Annotated in this window: 20 protein-coding genes; 16 read left to right on the top strand and 4 right to left on the bottom strand. The window is 63.0% G+C overall.

Annotated features, from left to right (window positions below):
* Positions 1-94: 94 nt before the first annotated feature.
* From ACSMEV_RS20555 to ACSMEV_RS20545, 3 genes are read left to right on the top strand one after another with little or no spacing between them, the layout of a single operon-like run.
* Positions 95-754, top strand: coding sequence for a paraquat-inducible protein A (locus tag ACSMEV_RS20555; RefSeq protein WP_459206753.1), 660 nt, complete (start codon positions 95-97; stop codon positions 752-754).
* Positions 741-1364: a paraquat-inducible protein A gene (locus ACSMEV_RS20550; RefSeq protein WP_459206752.1), complete on the top strand. Its 624-nt coding sequence runs from the start codon at positions 741-743 to the stop codon at positions 1362-1364. Before ACSMEV_RS20555 ends, ACSMEV_RS20550 begins: the two co-directional genes overlap by 14 nt.
* Positions 1357-3657, top strand: coding sequence for a PqiB family protein (locus ACSMEV_RS20545; protein ID WP_459206751.1), 2301 nt, complete (start codon positions 1357-1359; stop codon positions 3655-3657). The genes ACSMEV_RS20550 and ACSMEV_RS20545 overlap by 8 nt, the downstream gene beginning before the upstream one ends.
* Positions 3658-3773: 116 nt before the next feature.
* Here ACSMEV_RS20545 and rpsT read toward each other — a convergent pair whose 3' ends face one another.
* Positions 3774-4052, bottom strand: coding sequence for a 30S ribosomal protein S20 (rpsT, locus tag ACSMEV_RS20540; protein ID WP_028695915.1), 279 nt, complete (start codon positions 4050-4052; stop codon positions 3774-3776).
* 253 nt (positions 4053-4305) lie between these two features.
* Here rpsT and murJ point away from each other — a divergent pair, with 253 nt between their 5' ends.
* The 6 genes from murJ (at position 4306) to ispH (ending at position 11641) form a co-directional block, all read left to right on the top strand.
* Positions 4306-5844: a murein biosynthesis integral membrane protein MurJ gene (gene murJ / locus ACSMEV_RS20535; protein WP_459206750.1), complete on the top strand. Its 1539-nt coding sequence runs from the start codon at positions 4306-4308 to the stop codon at positions 5842-5844.
* 118 nt (positions 5845-5962) lie between these two features.
* The gene (gene ribF, locus ACSMEV_RS20530) at positions 5963-6913 is read left to right on the top strand and encodes a bifunctional riboflavin kinase/FAD synthetase (RefSeq protein WP_459206749.1); all 951 of its coding nucleotides are present in this window, start codon (positions 5963-5965) and stop codon (positions 6911-6913) included.
* A complete protein-coding gene (ileS, locus tag ACSMEV_RS20525; protein WP_459206748.1) occupies positions 6910-9741 on the top strand; it encodes an isoleucine--tRNA ligase in 2832 nt (943 codons plus the stop codon). The genes ribF and ileS overlap by 4 nt, the downstream gene beginning before the upstream one ends.
* Positions 9734-10249 carry a signal peptidase II gene (gene lspA / locus ACSMEV_RS20520; protein WP_296262938.1) on the top strand — a complete coding sequence of 172 codons (516 nt, stop codon included), beginning with the start codon at positions 9734-9736 and terminating at the stop codon, positions 10247-10249. Before ileS ends, lspA begins: the two co-directional genes overlap by 8 nt.
* Positions 10242-10679 (top strand): FKBP-type peptidyl-prolyl cis-trans isomerase, encoded by a 438-nt coding sequence (gene fkpB, locus ACSMEV_RS20515; RefSeq protein ID WP_459206747.1) that lies wholly within the window; start codon positions 10242-10244, stop codon positions 10677-10679. The genes lspA and fkpB overlap by 8 nt, the downstream gene beginning before the upstream one ends.
* Positions 10680-10693: 14 nt before the next feature.
* Complete coding sequence (ispH, locus tag ACSMEV_RS20510; RefSeq protein ID WP_459206746.1) at positions 10694-11641, top strand: 4-hydroxy-3-methylbut-2-enyl diphosphate reductase; 948 nt, start codon at positions 10694-10696, stop codon at positions 11639-11641.
* Between the two features lie 3 nt (positions 11642-11644).
* Here ispH and ACSMEV_RS20505 read toward each other — a convergent pair whose 3' ends face one another.
* Positions 11645-12136: a GspH/FimT family pseudopilin gene (locus tag ACSMEV_RS20505; protein WP_459206745.1), complete on the bottom strand. Its 492-nt coding sequence runs from the start codon at positions 12134-12136 to the stop codon at positions 11645-11647.
* A gap of 110 nt (positions 12137-12246) precedes the next feature.
* Between ACSMEV_RS20505 and ACSMEV_RS20500 the strand changes: the two genes are divergently transcribed.
* From ACSMEV_RS20500 to thiO, 5 genes are read left to right on the top strand one after another with little or no spacing between them, the layout of a single operon-like run.
* Positions 12247-12609 (top strand): type IV pilus modification PilV family protein, encoded by a 363-nt coding sequence (locus tag ACSMEV_RS20500; protein WP_459206744.1) that lies wholly within the window; start codon positions 12247-12249, stop codon positions 12607-12609.
* Entirely contained in the window at positions 12606-13244 is a 639-nt protein-coding gene (locus tag ACSMEV_RS20495) for a PilW family protein (protein WP_459206743.1), read from the top strand. The genes ACSMEV_RS20500 and ACSMEV_RS20495 overlap by 4 nt, the downstream gene beginning before the upstream one ends.
* Positions 13241-13711, top strand: a complete 471-nt coding sequence (locus ACSMEV_RS20490; RefSeq protein WP_459206742.1) for a hypothetical protein — start codon at positions 13241-13243, stop codon at positions 13709-13711. The genes ACSMEV_RS20495 and ACSMEV_RS20490 overlap by 4 nt, the downstream gene beginning before the upstream one ends.
* Before the next feature lies 1 nt (position 13712).
* A complete protein-coding gene (locus ACSMEV_RS20485; RefSeq protein WP_459206741.1) occupies positions 13713-14111 on the top strand; it encodes a type IV pilin protein in 399 nt (132 codons plus the stop codon).
* 47 nt (positions 14112-14158) lie between these two features.
* Entirely contained in the window at positions 14159-15256 is a 1098-nt protein-coding gene (gene thiO / locus ACSMEV_RS20480) for a glycine oxidase ThiO (RefSeq protein WP_459206740.1), read from the top strand.
* A 47-nt stretch (positions 15257-15303) separates the two neighbouring features.
* On the opposite strand, the gene ACSMEV_RS20475 is transcribed toward thiO, so the two are convergent.
* Together ACSMEV_RS20475 and ACSMEV_RS20470 are read right to left on the bottom strand one after the other, a co-directional pair.
* Entirely contained in the window at positions 15304-15534 is a 231-nt protein-coding gene (locus tag ACSMEV_RS20475) for a PP0621 family protein (protein ID WP_459206739.1), read from the bottom strand.
* 92 nt (positions 15535-15626) lie between these two features.
* Complete coding sequence (locus ACSMEV_RS20470; protein ID WP_459206738.1) at positions 15627-16646, bottom strand: outer membrane protein assembly factor BamD; 1020 nt, start codon at positions 16644-16646, stop codon at positions 15627-15629.
* A 148-nt stretch (positions 16647-16794) separates the two neighbouring features.
* Here ACSMEV_RS20470 and rluD point away from each other — a divergent pair, with 148 nt between their 5' ends.
* Positions 16795-17757, top strand: a complete 963-nt coding sequence (rluD, locus tag ACSMEV_RS20465; protein ID WP_313738516.1) for a 23S rRNA pseudouridine(1911/1915/1917) synthase RluD — start codon at positions 16795-16797, stop codon at positions 17755-17757.
* A complete protein-coding gene (gene pgeF / locus ACSMEV_RS20460; protein WP_459206737.1) occupies positions 17754-18494 on the top strand; it encodes a peptidoglycan editing factor PgeF in 741 nt (246 codons plus the stop codon). Before rluD ends, pgeF begins: the two co-directional genes overlap by 4 nt.
* Positions 18495-18529: the final 35 nt, after the last annotated feature.

Genomic DNA, 18529 nt, shown 5'->3' with positions numbered 1-18529 from the left:
GCGTGATATTGAGTAGCTGCCAGTGGGGAGTCTTTTCCCTCTGCATGCGTTCTGAGCACTACAATAGCCCCGTTCTATTCCGCAGAAGCCGCCCATGTCAGACACTGCCGCTCCGCACTCGCTGCAAGAATTGCCCCTGGATGAGCTGATCGCCTGCCACGAGTGTGATCTGCTCATGCGCAAACCCCAGCTGCAGCAAAATGAGAAAGCGCAATGCCCCCGTTGCGGTTATGAGCTCTATGCACATCGGCACAATGTGGTGAATCGCAGCCTGGCGCTGGTAATCACCGCGCTCGTCTTGTTCATCCCGGCGAATTTTCTACCCATCATGCGCTTGCATCTCCTAGGCCAGAGCTCCTACGACACGGTGTGGAATGGCGTTGTGGGGCTGTACGAGTCCGATATGCGTGGCATCGCCATGGTCGTTTTCCTGTGCAGCATGGCCATCCCGTTGCTCAAGCTGCTTTGCCAGCTGATCGTGCTGCTGAGCATCCGCTTCGACACTGGACGCAGCTACGGACTGTTCATCTACAGGGTCTATCACCATGTACGTGACTGGGGAATGCTCGAGGTATACCTGATGGGCGTGCTCGTGGCGATCGTCAAACTGGTCGACATGGCGCAGCTCACCATTGGATTGGGCCTGGTGTGTTTCGTAGCGTTGTTATTGGTGCAGGTCTGGTTGGAGGTAGTGATGTCCGAGCACCAGATCTGGAGCGCGTTGTCCGGGGAGGATGTGCATGCGGGCGATTGATGCAGGCCTGGTTGTATGCAATGAGTGCCATCAACTGAACCGCCTGCAGCCACAGGCCAATTCCCAGCCCTGTACGCGATGCGGAGCAGCGGTGCACGTAAGGCGCCCCAATAGCATCGCCCGCACCTGGGCGCTGCTGATCACCGCGATGATTCTCTACATACCCGCTAACGTGCTGCCGATCATGACGGTCAGCAGCCTGGGGCGAGGTACGCCTGATACGATCATGTCTGGCGTCATTGCGTTGATGCAGAACGGTATGCTGCCCATCGCCGGAGTGGTATTCGTGGCGAGCATTCTGGTGCCGACGTTCAAGCTGATTGGTATCGCGTTGTTGCTGTATTCGGTCCAGCGCCATCAGCCGCTATCGGCCCGGCAGAGAATCTGGATGTACCGTTTCATCGAGTTCATCGGGCGCTGGTCGATGCTCGACATCTTCGTCATTGCCATTCTGGTGGCCGTGGTGAATTTCGGCCGTATCGCCAATGTCGAAGCCAATCTAGGCGCCGTTGCCTTCGCGACGGTGGTCATCCTGACCATGTTTGCAGCGTTAACTTTCGATCCCCGTCTGATCTGGGATAACACGGAGTCGGATAACGACAATGAGTGACTTGCCTACGGCTAAAACCCGCCCTGCCTCCAACTGGTCGGCCATCTGGATCCTTCCGCTCATAGCGCTGATCATCGGTGGCTGGTTGGCGTTTCAAGCCTACCGCGATGCGGGTGTCGAAATTCAGGTCCGTTTCAAAACGGGCGAAGGCATCGTCGCCGACAAGACCGAGATCATGTACAAGGGCATGTCGGTGGGCAAGGTCAAATCCTTGATCCTGGACGAGGAGGGCAGCAATACCGGTGTCATCGCTACCATCGAGATGAACCGGGCAGCCGAAGAACACCTCACCACCGGCACGCGTTTCTGGCTTGTCAAGCCCAGTGTGACCATCGCCGGCATCTCTGGCCTGGAAACCCTGGTCTCGGGCAATTACATCGCCATAGACCCCGGTGAGGGCGAGCCTACCAAGCGCTTCACCGCACTGTCCGAAGCACCGCCCTTATCTGACAACGAGCCAGGTTTGCACCTGACCCTCAAAGCCGACCGCCTGGGCTCGCTGAACCGCGACAGCCCGGTGTTCTACAAACAGATCAAGGTCGGTCGGGTGAAGAGCTATCGCCTCTCCGAAGACCAGGACTTGGTCGAGATCAAGGTGTTCATCCAGCCGGCCTACGCCAATCTGGTGCGCAAACACACGCGCTTCTGGAATGCCAGCGGTGTCAGCATCAATGCCGACTTGTCAGGGGTCAAGGTGCGCACCGAGTCCTTGGCCAGCATCGTGGCCGGTGGTATCGCTTTCGCGACGCCTGAGCACCGCAAGGACAGCCCGCCTACCGACCCGAATCTGCCGTTCCGCTTGTACGAAGATTTCGATGCGGCCCAGGCCGGCATTCGTATCAAGCTCAAGCTGACCGACTTCGAGGGCTTGCAGGCCGGACGCACGCCAGTGATGTACAAAGGCATCCAAGTGGGCTCGTTGAAAGCGCTGAAAATCGAGGAGGACCTGTCCAGCGCCACGGCCGAACTCACCATGGACCCCTTGGCCGAAGACTTCCTGGTTTCCGGCACGCAGTTCTGGGTGGTCAAGCCCTCCATTTCCCTGGCAGGCATCACCGGTCTGGAAGCTTTGGTGAAGGGCAATTACATCGCCATTCGACCGGGTGAAAAGGGCGCCTCACCTTCCCGCGAGTTCGAAGCGCGGGCCAAAGCGCCGCCACTGGACCTAAAGGCTCCTGGCCTGCACTTGGTGCTATTCGCCGATCGCCTCGGCTCGGTCGAAGTCGGCAGCCCGGTCATGTACCGCCAGGTCAAGGTCGGTAACGTGCAAAGCTACCAGTTCACCCGCGATAGCAAACGCATCCTGATTGGCGTGCACATTGAGAAAGAATACGAAAACCTGGTCAACGGCTCGACACGCTTCTGGAATTCCAGCGGCATCACCCTGACCGGCGGGCTTTCGGGCATAAAGATTCAAAGCGAATCCCTGCAGACCTTGATGGCCGGCGGCATCACCTTCGATACGCCGCAGGCCAACGTCAAGTTGAAGCGGCGAATTCCACGCTTCCGACTGCACGAGAGCGAAGAAGCCGCCAACCGTGCGGGTACGCTCATCACCATCCGGGTCAATACGGGGGATGGCCTCAAGCCAGGCACGCCCATCCGGTTGCGCGGCCTGGAAGTCGGCAATATCGAAAGCGTCGACCTTACCGACGACTTGCAGGCGGTCCTGTTGCGCGCGCGCATCACCGAAGTGCCAGAGCGCATCGCCCGAGCCGGTACGCAGTTCTGGGTGGTCAAGCCGGCCTTGGGGCTGGTACGCACCGAGCATCTGGACACGTTGATCAGTGGGCAATACCTGGAGGTCAAGCCGGCGCCGCGCATGCTGGCGCCTCAGCGCGACTTCATCGCATTGCCACAGGCGCCTGAGGCGACCGAGCCGGAGAATGGCCTGGCGTTGACGTTGAGTGCCGAGCGCCGCGGTTCGATCAAGCCGGGTGTGCCCGTGACCTACCGCGAAGTGCCGGTGGGCAAGGTGACCGGTTACGAGCTGGGTCAGACCGCCAACCGAGTCCTTATCCACATCTTGATCGAGCCGCGTTACGCACCGCTGGTGCGAGGGGGTAGCCGGTTCTGGAACAGCAGCGGCTTCGGCATCGACTGGGGGTTGATCAAGGGCGTGAGCTTGCGCACCGAGTCAGTGGAGACCCTCATCGATGGCGGTATCGCCTTCGCGACGCCCGAAGGGGAGCAGATGGGGACGCAGGCACTGCCTAAACAGACCTTCGCATTGTTCGACAAGCCCGAGGACCAGTGGTTGGAGTGGGCGCCTAAGATCCCACTGGCCAAATAAGCGCTCCTCTCGACCGAGCCACTTGCTCGGTCGAGAAAGGCACATGGCGACAGCGGTAAACGACAGGCAACAAAAAACCGACCCTAAGGTCGGTTTTTTATGAACACGTGCTTCGCTTAGGCAGCAGCAGCTTCTTTCAGCGCCTTGATGTGCGCGTTCAGACGGCCTTTGTGGCGAGCAGCTTTGTTCTTGTGGATGATGCCTTTATCGGCCATACGGTCGATAACTGGCACAGCCAGGGTGTAAGCCGATTGTGCTTTTTCGGCATCTTTAGCGTCGATGGCCTTAACTACGTTTTTGATGTAGGTACGGACCATGGAACGCAGGCTGGCGTTGTGGCTGCGACGCTTCTCAGCCTGTTTTGCACGTTTCTTGGCGGAAGGTGAGTTGGCCACCGTCGAGCTCCTCGAAAGACTTTTGGATAAATGACAAGCAAATAAGGCCGCGAATCATGCCGATGAGTTCATCGGTTGTCAAGGCCAGATGCAGGGCTCCGCTGAGTGGCCGTAGCGCATAACGGAGTGGATTCCATTCTGCGTCGCGACCTGTAAACTCGGGAAATTTGGCTCCCCCTGCGAAGAGCGCGGGAGTATCGCACATCCGAGCGCCAACTGGCAGCGCTCCTCGTCCATTGGCGTAAACTTTTCCATGAACTTGCTCAGATCCCTGGCTGCGGTCAGCTCCATCACCATGATTTCCCGTGTGCTGGGGTTCGTGCGCGATACCATCCTGGCCCGCGTTTTCGGCGCAGGTGTGGCCACCGATGCGTTCTTCATCGCCTTCAAACTGCCCAACCTGCTGCGGCGCATCTTTGCCGAAGGCGCCTTTTCCCAGGCTTTCGTGCCGATTCTCGCCGAATACAAGACGCAACAGGGCGAGGAGGCGACGCGTACGTTCGTCGCCTACGTCAGCGGCTTGCTTACCCTGATATTGGCGCTCGTGACCGTGCTCGGTGTCCTGGCAGCCCCTTGGGTGGTGTGGGCGACCGCGCCGGGCTTCGTCGACAGCGCCGAGAAATATCAGCTGACCAGCGATCTGCTGCGGGTAACCTTTCCCTATATATTGCTGATCTCGCTCTCTTCGCTGGTGGGCGCGATCCTTAACACCTGGAACCGCTTCTCGGTACCGGCCTTCACGCCGACCCTGCTCAACGTCGCGATGATCGTCTTCGCGCTGTTCCTCACGCCGTATTTCGATCCGCCCATCATGGCCTTGGGCTGGGGTGTACTGGCGGGGGGGCTGGCACAGTTGCTGTACCAGCTGCCTGCCCTCAAACGCATCGGCATGCTGGTGCTGCCGCGTCTGAACCTGCGTGACAGTGGGGTATGGCGGGTGCTCAAACAGATGCTGCCGGCGATTCTCGGCGTATCGGTCAGCCAGATTTCACTGATCATCAACACCATCTTTGCCTCCTTCCTGGTAGCGGGCTCGGTGTCGTGGATGTACTACGCCGACCGTTTGATGGAACTGCCCTCCGGCGTTTTGGGCGTGGCCTTGGGTACCATCCTGCTGCCGACCCTGGCCAAGACCTATGCCAATCGCGATCGCCATGAGTATTCGCGGATCCTCGACTGGGGCCTGCGCCTATGCTTCCTGCTGGTATTGCCGTGCACCCTGGCTCTGGCGATTCTGGCCGAGCCGTTGACGGTCACCCTGTTCCAGTACGGCAAATTCAACGCCTTCGACGCGGCCATGACCCAGCGCGCCCTAGTGGCCTATTCGGTGGGCCTGTTGGCGATCATCCTGGTGAAAGTGCTGGCGCCTGGCTTCTATGCACAGCAGAACATTCGTACGCCTGTGAAGATCGCCATCTTCACGCTCGTCTCTACCCAGTTGTTGAACCTGGCGCTGATCGGCCCGTTCAAGCATGCTGGCCTGGCCCTGGCGATCAGCATTGGCGCGTGCCTCAACGCCGGCTTGCTGTACTGGCGGCTGCGCAGTCTGGACCTGTTCCAGCCGCAACCTGGCTGGCTGGGCTTTCTGAGCCGGCTGCTGGTGGCGGTGCTGCTGATGTCGGCCGTATTGCTGGCGGGCATGCATTACATGCCCGCGTGGGCCCAGGGCGACATGCTGGCGCGGTTCCTGCGCCTGGGCGCGCTGATCGCAGCAGGTGTGGTGACCTACTTCGGCTGCCTGTTCCTATGTGGCCTGCGCCCTGGGCAGTTCGCGCGCAAGGCGTTGCATTGAAGCGCTCGGCACGCCGAGCATCGGTTTGCCATCTCCAACGCCACAGCCGGACACTGCTGCCTGTCGTCAGCGCCCGGGTGTGGTTATAATCGACCACTTTATGAGCAAGAAGCGCGCTATGCAGCTGGTCCGAGGCTTTCACAACCTGCGCCCTGAGCATCGGGGCTGCGTCGCCACCATTGGCAATTTCGACGGGGTCCATCGCGGCCACCAGGCGCTCCTGGCGCGCTTGCGCGAGCGCGGGCAGGCCCTTGGGCTGCACACCTGTGTCGTGATCTTCGAGCCGCAGCCGCGCGAGTACTTCACGCCCGATACAGCGCCCGCTCGGCTGTCGCGTTTGCGTGACAAGATCGAGCTGCTCGCCGCCGAGGGTGTCGATCAAGTGCTGTGCCTGGCGTTCAACGAACACCTGAGCAATCTCAGCGCCAGCGCTTTCGTCGATGCGATCATGGTCGACGGCTTGCGCATCGAGCATCTGGAAGTGGGCGACGACTTTCGTTTCGGCTGTGACCGCGCCGGCGACTTCGCCTTCCTGGTAGACGCCGGGCGTCGCCACGGTTTCACCGTAGAGGCCGCGCAAACGGTGGTGCACGACGGCATGCGCGTCAGCAGCACTCAGGTGCGCAAGGCCTTGGCCGAAGCCGACTTCGCGTTGGCCGAGCACTTGCTCGGGCGGCCCTACCAGATCTGCGGGCGGGTACTGCATGGCCAGAAGCTGGCGCGCCAGCTTGGCACGCCTACGGCCAACATCCAGCTCAAGCGCCGTCACGTGCCCTTGACCGGTGTGTACCTGACCAGCGCCGAGATCGACGGTCAGCGTTGGCCCGGCATCGCCAACATCGGCGTGCGCCCAAGCGTGGCAGGCGATGGCCGCCCGCACCTGGAGATTCACCTGCTGGACTACACCGGTGACCTGTACGACCAACGCCTGGCCGTGCAATTTCACCACAAGCTGCGCGAAGAGCAGCGTTTCGCCTCCCTGGAGGCGCTCAAGTCGGCGATCGACGCGGACATCGCCGCCGCACGTGCCCATTGGCACGCTCAACCGCTAACCAAGAGCCTGAAATGACCGACTACAAAGCCACGCTAAACCTACCGGACACCGCCTTCCCCATGAAGGCCGGCCTGCCTCAGCGCGAACCGCAGATTCTGCAGCGCTGGGACAGCATTGGCCTGTACGGGAAGCTGCGCGAAATTGGCAAGGATCGTCCGAAGTTCGTCCTGCACGACGGTCCGCCCTACGCCAACGGCAAGATTCACATCGGTCACGCGCTGAACAAGATTCTCAAGGACATGATCGTGCGCTCCAAGACCCTGTCGGGCTTCGACGCGCCGTACGTGCCCGGTTGGGACTGCCACGGTCTGCCGATCGAACACAAGGTCGAGGTCACCCACGGCAAGCACCTGTCCGCCGACCAGACCCGCGAACTGTGCCGCGCCTATGCTGCCGAGCAGATCGAAGGGCAGAAGCGCGAGTTCATCCGTTTGGGCGTGTTGGGCGATTGGGACAACCCCTACAAGACCATGGACTTCGCCAATGAAGCCGGAGAAATCCGTGCGCTGGCCGAAATGGTCAAGCAGGGCTTCGTGTTCAAGGGCCTCAAGCCTGTGAACTGGTGCTTCGACTGCGGTTCGGCGTTGGCCGAGGCCGAGGTCGAGTATGCCGACAAGAAGTCGCAGACCATCGACGTGGCCTTCCCGATCGCCGACGCCGACAAGCTGGCGAACGCTTTCGGCCAGGCAAGCCTGAGCAAGCCTGCGGCCATCGTGATCTGGACCACCACACCCTGGACCATCCCCGCCAACCAGGCGCTGAACGTGAACCCGGAGTTCAGCTACGCGCTGGTCGATACCGGTGAGCGTCTGCTGGTGCTGGCCGAGGAGCTGGTAGAAGCCTGCCTCAAACGCTGGAGCCTGGAAGGCACGGTGCTGGCCACCGCTTCCGGCTCGGCCTTGGAACTGATCAACTTCCAGCATCCGTTCTACGACCGTCTGTCGCCGGTATACCTGGCCGACTACGTCGAACTGGGCGCTGGCACTGGCGTGGTGCACTCCGCGCCGGCCTACGGCGAAGACGACTTTGTGACCTGCAAACGCTACGGCATGGTCAACGACGAGATTCTGACCCCCGTGCAGAGCAATGGCGTATATGCGCCCTCGTTGGAATTCTTCGGCGGCCAGTTCATCTGGAAGGCGAACCCTGCGATCGTCGAGAAGCTGGAGGCAGTGGGTGCGCTGCTGTACACCGAAACCATCACCCACAGCTACATGCACTGCTGGCGCCACAAGAGCCCGTTGATCTACCGCGCCACCGCGCAGTGGTTCGTCGGCATGGACAAACAGCCCCACACCGGCGCACCGCTGCGTGAACGCGCATTGGCCGCCATCGAAGACACTACCTTCGTTCCGGCCTGGGGCCAGGCACGCCTGCATTCGATGATCGCCACCCGTCCCGACTGGTGCATCTCGCGCCAGCGCAACTGGGGCGTGCCGATCCCGTTCTTCCTCGACAAGCAGACCGGCGAGTTGCACCCGCGCACCGTCGAGCTGATGGAAGAGGTGGCCAAGCGCGTCGAACAGCAGGGCATCGAGGCCTGGTTCAAGCTCGACGCCGCCGAACTGCTGGGCAGCGAGGCCGACCAGTACGACAAGATCAGCGACACCCTCGACGTCTGGTTCGACTCCGGCACCACCCACTGGCACGTGCTGCGTGGCTCGCACGACATCGGCCACTCCACCGGCCCGCGTGCCGACCTGTACCTGGAAGGTTCCGACCAGCACCGCGGCTGGTTCCACTCGTCCCTGTTGACCGGTTGCGCCATCGACGGCCATGCGCCGTACCGCGAGCTGCTGACCCACGGCTTCACCGTGGACGAGAACGGCCGCAAGATGTCCAAGTCGCTGGGCAACACCATCGAGCCGCAGAAGGTCAACGACACCCTGGGCGCGGACATCATGCGCCTGTGGGTATCGGCCACCGACTACTCGGGCGAGATGGCCGTCTCCGACCAGATCCTGCAGCGCAGCGCCGACGCCTACCGGCGTATCCGCAACACCGCACGCTTCCTGCTTTCCAACCTGACCGGTTTCGACCCGGCGCGCGACCTGCTGCCTGCCGATGAGATGCTGGCGCTGGACCGCTGGGCCGTCGACCGCACGCTGCTGCTGCAGCGCGAACTGCAAGAGCACTACGGCGAGTACCGTTTCTGGAACGTCTACTCCAAGGTGCACAACTTCTGCGTGCAGGAGCTGGGCGGGTTCTACCTCGACATCATCAAGGACCGCCAGTACACCACCGGTGCCAACAGTGTCGCACGGCGTTCCTGCCAGACCGCGCTGTACCACATCAGCGAAGCGCTGGTGCGCTGGATCGCGCCGATCCTGGCGTTCACCGCCGACGAGCTGTGGCAGTACCTGCCAGGCGAGCGTAACGAATCGGTGATGCTCAATACCTGGTACGAAGGTCTGTCCGAGCTGCCGGAAGGCTTCGAGCTGGACCGTGCTTACTGGGATCGGGTCATGGCGGTCAAGGCTGCGGTCAACAAGGAGCTGGAGAACCAGCGTGCGGCCAAGGTCATTGGCGGCAACTTGCAGGCCGAAGTCACCTTGTACGCCGAAGAGGCCGTGGCGGCCGACCTGCGCAAGCTGGGCGACGAGCTGCGTTTCGTGCTCATCACCTCGGCGGCCAGTGTCGCGCCATTGGCGCAGGCACCTGCCGAAGCCGTGGCCACCGAAGTCGAAGGTTTGAAACTGACGGTCGTCAAGTCCGGTTACACCAAGTGCGGCCGTTGCTGGCACTTCCGCGCCGACGTCGGCAGCCATCCGCAGCACCCGGAAATCTGCGGACGTTGCGTCGATAACCTGTGCGGTTCCGGTGAGGTGCGCCACTATGCCTAACCCCGACGTTGGGCGGTTCGGCCGCCTGGCCTGGTTGTGGCTGGCCGTGGTGGTCGTGGTCCTCGACCAGGCCACCAAGGTCTACTTCGACAGCGCCCTGGCCGACGGCCGCGAGATCAGCGTCATTCCAGGGCTGCTCAGCTGGCTGTTGGCGTACAACACCGGTGCGGCGTTCAGCTTCCTGTCCGACAGCGCCGGCTGGCAGCGCTGGCTGTTCGCGGCCATCGCCGTGGTGGTCAGTGGCGTGCTGGTGGTCTGGCTCAAGCGCCTTGGCCGTAGCGACACCTGGTTGGCCATTGCCTTGGCCCTGGTGCTGGGCGGTGCGCTGGGCAACCTGTACGACCGGATGGCGCACGGCCATGTGATCGACTTCATCTTCGTGCACTGGCAGGACGTCTGGCGCTTCCCCGTGTTCAACCTGGCCGACTGCGCAATCACCGTGGGTGCGGTGATGCTGGCGCTGGACATGTTCAAGAGCAAGAAACCTCAGGAGCCCGTCCATGACTGACACGCGTATTGGCCAGAACACCGAAGTGACCTTGCATTTCGCGCTGCATCTGGAAAATGGCGACACCGTCGACAGCACGTTCGACAAAGGTCCGGCCACGTTCAAAGTGGGTGACGGCAGCCTCTTGCCAGGCTTCGAGGCGGCGCTGTTCGGCTTCAAGGCCGGCGACCGCCGCACCCTGAGCATCGCGCCGGAGAACGCCTTCGGTCAGCCCAACCCGCAGAACGTGCAGATCATGCCACGCTCGCAGTTCAACGACATGGAGCTGTCCGAAGGCTTGCTGGTGATCTTCAACGACGCGGCCAACGCCGAGTTGCCGGGGGTGGTCAAAGCCTTCGACGACAACCAGGTCACGATCGACTTCAATCACCCATTGGCCGGCAAGCCCCTGACCTTCGAGGTGGAAATCCTCGAGGTCACGGCGCTCTGAGCCTGGAGCCGCGCATGCAAATCAAACTCGCCAACCCTCGCGGCTTCTGCGCCGGGGTCGACCGGGCGATCGAGATCGTCAACCGCGCTTTGGAAGTGTTCGGCCCGCCGATCTATGTGCGCCACGAAGTGGTGCACAACAAGTTCGTGGTGGAAGACCTGCGCAGTCGCGGTGCGATCTTCGTCGAAGAGCTCGATCAGGTGCCCAACGACGTCATCGTCATCTTCAGCGCCCACGGTGTTTCCCAGGCCGTGCGTCAGGAAGCCGAGGGACGTGGCCTGAAGGTGTTCGACGCCACCTGTCCGTTGGTGACCAAGGTGCACATCGAGGTGGCCAAGTACAGCCGCGATGGCCGTGAGTGCATTCTCATCGGCCACGCCGGCCACCCGGAGGTCGAAGGCACCATGGGCCAGTACGACGCCAGCAATGGCGGCGCCATCTACCTGGTCGAAGACGAGGAAGACGTCGCGCGTCTGCAGGTGCGCGACCCCGAACACCTGGCCTTCGTGACCCAGACCACGCTGTCGATGGACGACACCAGTCGCGTCATCGACGCTCTGCGTACGCGCTTCCCGCAGATCGGCGGGCCGCGTAAGGACGACATTTGCTACGCCACCCAGAACCGCCAGGACGCGGTCAAGCAATTGGCTGACGAGAGCGATGTGGTGCTGGTGGTCGGCAGCCCCAACAGCTCGAACTCCAACCGCCTGCGCGAGTTGGCCGAGCGCATGGGTACGCCGGCCTATTTGATCGATGGCGCCGAAGACCTGCAACGAGGCTGGTTCGAGGGCGTTGCCCATATCGGCATCACGGCAGGCGCATCGGCGCCCGAAGTGCTGGTGCGTGGTGTGATCGACCAGCTCAAGGCATGGGGCGCGAGCCCTGCCGAAGAGTTGGACGGCCGCGCGGAGAACGTCACGTTCTCCATGCCCAAGGAGTTGCGGATACGCTCGCTGCTGTAACGCTCACTGTGTTGCGCACCGCGGCTCCGCCTGGGGCTCGGTGCGCAGATCGATGCGGCCGCTGAAGGCGATCACCACTTGGTGCGCGCCGATGGCTCGGCGGTGCTGACACAGGGTCAGAGTGGCGCCATAGGGCGAAGCACCAGGCCCCAAGGGCACACCCAGTGCGCTGAAGGTCACTCGGGTGCCGCCGTTGCTGACGATCCTCAACCCTCCCGCTAAGCGACGCTCGCGCAACACCTGCCATGGTGTCGTCAGCCCGACCTGCCAGCCATTGCTCCAATCCCCTTCAAGCGCTGTCACCTGCACTGACTGCCCCAGCAGCGCGGCATGGTTGCGCGCGTAACGCAGGGCCTGGGCCAGCTCACGTGCTGCGCTGGCCAGGCGTAGGTCATGCCTGATCGTGGTGTAGGCTGGTGCGGCAAGCTGCGTCAGCGCACCTATCAGTGCCAGCGCCAACATCATTTGAATCAGTGTTGCGCCTTGTTGCTTCACTGTGCGCGTCCTCCAAACCCGTGCTTTTCTTCAGCATCGCGCTCGGCCGACCTCGTGTCAGTCGGGCCGAACGCTAAGGTGCAGCAGGAAATGTCGCAGGGGGAGCAGGGATGCGGACAGGCGAGGGCGGGCTGACGTTGATCGAAGTGACGCTGAGCATGGCGGTGCTGGCGGTCGGTGTGTTGGGCGCGGCGGGCATGCAGTTACGTGCCTTGCAGGTCAGTGAGCAGGCGCGCGGACATAGCCAGGCCGCATGGCTGGCGCAGGGGTGGCTGGAATACGCGCGTACCGGTATGGGCGTGGGGCCGATCGATCAGAGCAGATGGCAGGCCGAGCTCAAGCGAGCGCTGGGGGAGGCGGCCGAAGGTACCGTGCGTCGTGACGTCGGGCGCGTGCAGGTGGAAGTGCGCTGGGGGCGCGTGCAGAAGGACGATCCTCTCGCCGTCAGCTTGCAGGGAAGGGTGGAACGATGAACGTCCGCCAAACGGGCTTTGGCTTGATCGAAGCGTTGGTCGCACTGGCGCTTGGGCTGTTGTTGTTGGTAGGGGCTAGCCAGGTCTTCATCGCCGCCTACCAGACCTGGCGTTTGCAGGCCGTCGCGCAGCAACTGCAAGGCGATGCGCGGCTGGCGCTGACCCGCATCGCCCAGGACATCCGCATGGCTGGCGCTTTTGGCTGTTTGCGCTTGCGCCCTGAGGATTTCGCCAGTAGCACAGCCGCAGCGGCCTTTGCGCGACCAGTGGTGGTAGAGGGTGAACGCTTGAGTTTGGTCGTCGCCGAGCTGCCGGGGCACACGGGTGCTGCGGACTGGACGTTGCACACCGATTGTCTGACGTGGGCCCAGGTAGGCGACGGCCGCACTGCCCCCGCCCCCGATGCAATGGTGTTGCCGATCAGGCAGTTGGAGTATCGACTCGAAAACGACCGGCTCATGCTTGTGCGTACCCGCTCCAAGCAACCCTTGCTTAATCACGTCCGACGCCTGCGCATAGCCTTGGTCGACCAGCAGCGTATCGACCTGCAGCTGGAACTGTACGAACCGCAGTGGCAGCTGACCCAGCATTACGCACTCAGCGTTGCCTTGCGCAACCCACTGGCAACGCCATGAAGCGCCAGCGCGGTATGGTCCTGCTGGTGTGTCTGGTGCTGACGCTGCTCATGAGCATGCTGGCCGCCTCGGCGCTGAACGACGCATTGCTGGAGACGCGCCTGGCTGGGCACCTGCTCAGCAGAGCGCAGGCGTTCGAGCAGGCCGAGGCTACCTTGCTCGAAGCCTCGGCTGTGCTGGACAAGGTGATCGTCGAGTGCCCGGCTTGCCTGCCCCCGGCGCGACCCTACGCGCTAGAAGGGCGATGGCAACGTGGGCGTGATGGATTTTTCAGCGTGCAAGACTTGGGTGTGACCGAGCGCGCCGCGCACATGCCGCCTGGCGAGCCGGTGCGCCTGTTCCGCATCACCGCCGTCAGCGCCCAGCCTGCCGCGCGGCAGGTGCTCGAGGCTGTGTATGCGTTTTCGCTGGATTATCCGGATTTCCCCCAGCGCATCCTATGGCGCCATCGCGCACAGGAGAGCTGACATGCAGCGCGGTTTGAGCTTGCTTGAGTTATTGATTGTCCTGGCGCTGACCGGCATGCTGGCGGCGATCGCCTATCCCAGCTACCAAGCGTCACTGCGCAACGCCGCCCGCAGCGAGGTCGTCGCGTTGTTGCACGATGCGGCGCTGCGCCTGGAACGTCACTACGCCATTACCGGGCGGTATGCCGACACCGAACAACGGCAGGTGGCGTTACCCGATGGCACCTTGTATTACCGGTTGAGTGCGCAACGTCACGCTACGGGTTTCACGCTGCTCGTCGTCCGACGGCCGCAGGCGATGATGGCCAATGACGCCTGCGGCGATTTCCAGCTCGATCACACGGGGGGGCGCACCAACCCAGGTGGCGAGCGCAACGGGCAGGCTTGCTGGGGAAGCTGAAGGGTGCGAGGGGCACCACAGACCATTTCGGAGTTTGGATCGAGCGAATGAGCGAACGAGTAGTGATTGTCGGGGGCGGCGTCATTGGCCTGCTGACCGCGTTGAATCTGGCGGCCAAGGTCGAGCATGTCACGGTGTGCGACCAGGGCGAGGTGGGCCGCGAGTCTTCATGGGCAGGCGGGGGTATCGTCTCGCCGCTCTATCCCTGGCGCTACAGCGCGGCCGTTACGGCGCTGGCGCATTGGTCGCAAGACTTCTATCCGCAGTTGGCCGAGCGCCTGCTGGCGGTCACCGGTATCGACCCGCAGGTGCACACCACGGGGCTGTATTGGCTCGATCTGGACGATCAGGACGAGGCGCTGGCCTGGGCCGCGCAACAGCAACGTGCGCTGGCCGAGGTGGCAATCGATACGGTCTACGAAGCTGTGCCCGCGTTGGGCCCAGGCTTTGCCCAGGCCATACACATGGCCGATGTGGCCAATGTGCGCAATCCGCGTCTGGTGAAAGCCCTGACGGCAGCCTTACGGGCCCTGTCCAACGTAACCCTTCGCGAACATTGCTCCGTCAGCGGCTTCGCTAGGGAAGGCGAGCGCGTGACCGGCGTGCTGACCGCAGACGGCGTATTGCCGGCGGACGAGGTGGTGTTATGTGCCGGCGCCTGGAGTGGCGACCTGCTGCGCACCCTGGACATCGACCTGCCGGTACACCCGGTCAAGGGCCAGATGATCCTGTTCAAGTGTGAAGAGGATTTTCTGCCGAGCATGGTGCTGGCCAACGGGCGCTATGCCATTCCGCGCAAGGACGGCCACGTGCTGGTGGGCAGCACGCTGGAACATGTCGGTTATGACAAACAACCCACCCACCACGCATTGGCGAGCTTGGTTGCCTCGGCCAGCGACTTGTTGCCGGCGTTGGCCGAGGCAAGCGTGGTAGGGCACTGGGCCGGGCTGCGGCCGGGTTCGCCCGAGGGGGTGCCCTACATCGGGCCGGTGCCGCAGCACGAGGGGCTATGGCTCAATTGCGGACATTTCCGTAATGGCTTGGTCCTGGCGCCGGCCTCCTGCCAGTTGTTCTGTGATCTGCTGACCGGCGGGTCGCCAATCATCGATCCTACGCCCTATGCGCCTGAGGGTCGGCTGGGCTGAGGGGCAGTCTTCGTCAGGCGCACAGGGCGCCTGACGCAGCTTTGGGCTCAACGCGTGGTAGTCGGGCCTTGCTCCAGATGGTGCTGGCTGCAATACCAATGGTTGCCACGCTGCAGTGCCCGATCATCGGGCAAATGCACGCCGCAGTGGGCGCAGCGCACCATGCGCAGCGGGTCATCGAGCGACGCCTGGCGGTCAGGCTGCTGGCTGATCTTGAACTTGCGCCACAGCCAGAAGGCGGCGGCGATCAGGGCGATCCAGAATAGGAGACGAATCATGGTGTCGGGCTTGTCGGAAGGGAAAGGCACAGTCTAGGGCGCAGCCCATGAAAAAGGGAGGCCTGGGCCTCCCTTCGTGCTACAGCGGTCGATCAGTCGAACAGGCCGAAAGTGGCATAGCTGAACCATGAACGGTCGACTTCGGCGTCTTTCGGGCCGGCGGGTTCGATAGGATCGCCGTTCTCGTCCTTGGGCAGTAGTTCGCGCGGGATGTCATCGCGGGCGTCCTGGAACTGCTTGACCACGTCTTGGTTGGCGCGGGTTTCGCCTGGCGGCAGCGGTGTGTCGGTTTCGATCAGGCCCAAGGTAGCTTTGGACAGCCAGGAGCGGTCGTCGGCCTCTTTGCGTTTGGGTTCGAACTGGCCGTCGACCAGGCTCGGGTGCTCGGGATAGTTGAGCTTCAACGCTTCCAGGCTGGTAGCGGCGAGGTCGTCGAGGTGCATCTTCTGGTACGACTCGACCATGATCGCCAGGCCGTCGCCCACCGAGGGCGTTTCCTGGAAGTTTTCCACCACATAGCGACCGCGGTTGGCGGCGGCGACGTAGGCGTCGCGGGTCAGGTAGTAGTCGGCCACATGGATTTCGTACGCCGCCAGCAGGTTGCGCAGGTAGATCATGCGCTGCTTGGCATCGGGGGCGTAGCGGCTGTTGGGGAAGCGGCTGGTGAGCTGGGCGAATTCGTTGTACGAGTCGCGGGCAGCGCCTGGGTCACGCTTGGTCATGTCCAGCGGCAGGAAGCGGGCGAGCAGGCCGCGGTCCTGGTCGAACGAGGTCAGGCCCTTGAGGTAGTAGGCGTAGTCGACGTTCGGGTGCTGCGGGTGCAGACGGATGAAGCGCTCGGCAGCCGACTTGGCGGCTTCGGGTTCGGCATTCTTGTAGTTGGCGTAGATCAGCTCGAGCTGCGCCTGATCGGCATAGCGACCGAAGGGATAGCGCGACTCCAACGCCTTGAGCTTGTCGGTGGCGCTGGTATAGCTGTGGTTGTCCAGATCAGCTTGCGCCTGCTGGTACAGTTCGGCTTCGCTGAGGTTCTCATCAATGACTTCCTTGTTCGAGGAACAGGCAGCAGTGAGTCCGAGGATGGCGATCAGCAGCAGGTGTTTCACTTGCATGGCGGCTTGCGTCCCTTTGACGGCCGCTGTCTTGGGCGGTGCCGTCCTGTTATGATGAGCGCCCCCGGAAAGACCCGGGGCAAAAGAAGCCGTATTTAACCACAAGCACGCAGCCGAAACCAAAGGCTGTACGCCCGCTGAATCGAGCATGTCCGAGATCATCCAACTTAGTGCAGAAGTCCCGTCCGAACTGGGCGGTCAACGCCTCGACCAGGTCGCCGCCCATTTGTTCGACGAGTACTCGCGTTCGCGCCTCTCGTCGTGGATCAAGGACGGCCGTCTGACGGTCGACGGTGCGGTGCTGCGCCCGCGCGATACCGTCCATGGCGGTTCGGTCCTGGTACTCGAAGCCGAGCACGAGGCCCAGGGCGAATGGGAGCCCCAGGACATCGCACTGGACATCGTCTACGAGGACGAGCACATCCTGGTCATCAACAAGCCGGCAGGGCTCGTGGTACACCCGGCCGCCGGGCATGCCGACGGCACCTTGCTCAACGCCTTGTTGCACCATGTGCCGGACATCATCAACGTGCCGCGCGCCGGTATCGTGCATCGCCTGGACAAAGACACCACCGGTCTGATGGTGGTCGCCAAGACCTTGCAGGCACAGACCAACCTGGTCGACCAGTTGCAGCGCCGCAGCGTCAGCCGCGTATATGAATGCATCGTGCTCGGCGTGGTCACCGCAGGCGGCAAGATCGACGCGCCCATCGGCCGCCACGGTGGCCAGCGCCAGCGCATGGCGATCACCGAAGGCGGCAAGCCGGCCATCAGCCATTACCGTGTGCTGGAGCGGTTCCGCCTGCACACCCACGTGCGGGTCAAGCTGGAAACCGGGCGTACCCACCAGATCCGTGTGCACATGGCCCACGTCAACTTCCCGTTGATCGGTGACCAGACCTACGGCGGTCGCTTCCGTATCCCGCCGGCCGCCAGCCCGACCCTGGTCGATGCGCTCAAGACTTTCCCGCGCCAGGCGCTGCATGCCCGCTTCCTCAAGCTGGTGCACCCGGCCACGGGCGAGACCATCGGCTGGGAGTCGCCGTTGCCCGACGATTTCGTCTGGTTGCTGTCGCTGCTCAAGCAAGACCGTAGCGACTTCATCGGATGACGCCCCTGGCGCAGGCGCTGTTGTTTCCCGACTGGCCCGCGCCGGCCAACGTCGGCGCCTGCGTCACTACGCGTGCGGGCGGCGTCAGCCTTCCGCCTTATGACACCTTCAACCTCGGCGACCATGTCGGCGATGCGCCGCAGGCGGTGGCCGAGAACCGCCAGCGCTTGAGCAGCACCTTGCAGGTGCGTCCGGCCTGGCTCAAACAGGTGCATGGGGTAGACGTGGCGCACGCCGATCCCGAGCGGGTGTGCCAGGCCGACGCCTGCTGGACTTCCACTCCCGGCATTGCCTGCGCCGCCATGACCGCCGACTGCCTGCCCGTGCTGTTCTGCGACCGCGCCGGCAGCCGCGTGGCGGCGGCCCATGCCGGCTGGCGCGGGTTGGCGGCGGGTGTGCTGGAGGCCACGCTCGACACCTTGGCGATCGCGCCCGACCAAGTGCTGGTCTGGCTCGGCCCGGCCATCGGCCCACAGGCGTTCGAAGTCGGGCTGGAAGTGCGCGAGGCCTTCACCCGTCAGCATCCCGAAGCGCACACAGCGTTCGTGCCTGGCGCACAGCCTGGCAAGCTGCTGGCCGACATCTACGCCCTGGCGCGTATCCGTCTCGCCGCCCGCGGCGTCACTGCCGTGTATGGCGGCGGCCTGTGTACTGTCTCCGACCCACGCTTCTATTCCTACCGCCGTACGCCCCAAGGCGGGCGCTTCGCCTCATTGGTCTGGCTCAAGCCGCGCTGATCTGCATCAACCCCACTGCGCTTGAATCTTCCAGA

This window comes from Pseudomonas sp. MLB6B (genome assembly GCF_054508135.1).
The sequence above is the reverse complement of the archived record's forward strand: the minus strand, read 5'-3'. Positions and strand labels throughout refer to the sequence as shown.

Coding starts and splice junctions, on each gene's coding strand:
- ribF (WP_459206749.1), top strand. CDS start 5,963: ATGCAGCTGGTCCGAGGCTTTCACAACCTGCGCCCTGAGCATCGGGGC.
- ispH (WP_459206746.1), top strand. CDS start 10,694: ATGCAAATCAAACTCGCCAACCCTCGCGGCTTCTGCGCCGGGGTCGAC.
- ileS (WP_459206748.1), top strand. CDS start 6,910: ATGACCGACTACAAAGCCACGCTAAACCTACCGGACACCGCCTTCCCC.
- fkpB (WP_459206747.1), top strand. CDS start 10,242: ATGACTGACACGCGTATTGGCCAGAACACCGAAGTGACCTTGCATTTC.
- ACSMEV_RS20495 (WP_459206743.1), top strand. CDS start 12,606: ATGAACGTCCGCCAAACGGGCTTTGGCTTGATCGAAGCGTTGGTCGCA.
- thiO (WP_459206740.1), top strand. CDS start 14,159: ATGAGCGAACGAGTAGTGATTGTCGGGGGCGGCGTCATTGGCCTGCTG.
- ACSMEV_RS20555 (WP_459206753.1), top strand. CDS start 95: ATGTCAGACACTGCCGCTCCGCACTCGCTGCAAGAATTGCCCCTGGAT.
- ACSMEV_RS20550 (WP_459206752.1), top strand. CDS start 741: ATGCGGGCGATTGATGCAGGCCTGGTTGTATGCAATGAGTGCCATCAA.
- ACSMEV_RS20470 (WP_459206738.1), bottom strand. CDS start 16,646: ATGCAAGTGAAACACCTGCTGCTGATCGCCATCCTCGGACTCACTGCT.
- rluD (WP_313738516.1), top strand. CDS start 16,795: ATGTCCGAGATCATCCAACTTAGTGCAGAAGTCCCGTCCGAACTGGGC.
- murJ (WP_459206750.1), top strand. CDS start 4,306: ATGAACTTGCTCAGATCCCTGGCTGCGGTCAGCTCCATCACCATGATT.
- ACSMEV_RS20500 (WP_459206744.1), top strand. CDS start 12,247: ATGCGGACAGGCGAGGGCGGGCTGACGTTGATCGAAGTGACGCTGAGC.
- ACSMEV_RS20485 (WP_459206741.1), top strand. CDS start 13,713: ATGCAGCGCGGTTTGAGCTTGCTTGAGTTATTGATTGTCCTGGCGCTG.
- ACSMEV_RS20490 (WP_459206742.1), top strand. CDS start 13,241: ATGAAGCGCCAGCGCGGTATGGTCCTGCTGGTGTGTCTGGTGCTGACG.
- ACSMEV_RS20475 (WP_459206739.1), bottom strand. CDS start 15,534: ATGATTCGTCTCCTATTCTGGATCGCCCTGATCGCCGCCGCCTTCTGG.
- ACSMEV_RS20545 (WP_459206751.1), top strand. CDS start 1,357: ATGAGTGACTTGCCTACGGCTAAAACCCGCCCTGCCTCCAACTGGTCG.
- pgeF (WP_459206737.1), top strand. CDS start 17,754: ATGACGCCCCTGGCGCAGGCGCTGTTGTTTCCCGACTGGCCCGCGCCG.
- lspA (WP_296262938.1), top strand. CDS start 9,734: ATGCCTAACCCCGACGTTGGGCGGTTCGGCCGCCTGGCCTGGTTGTGG.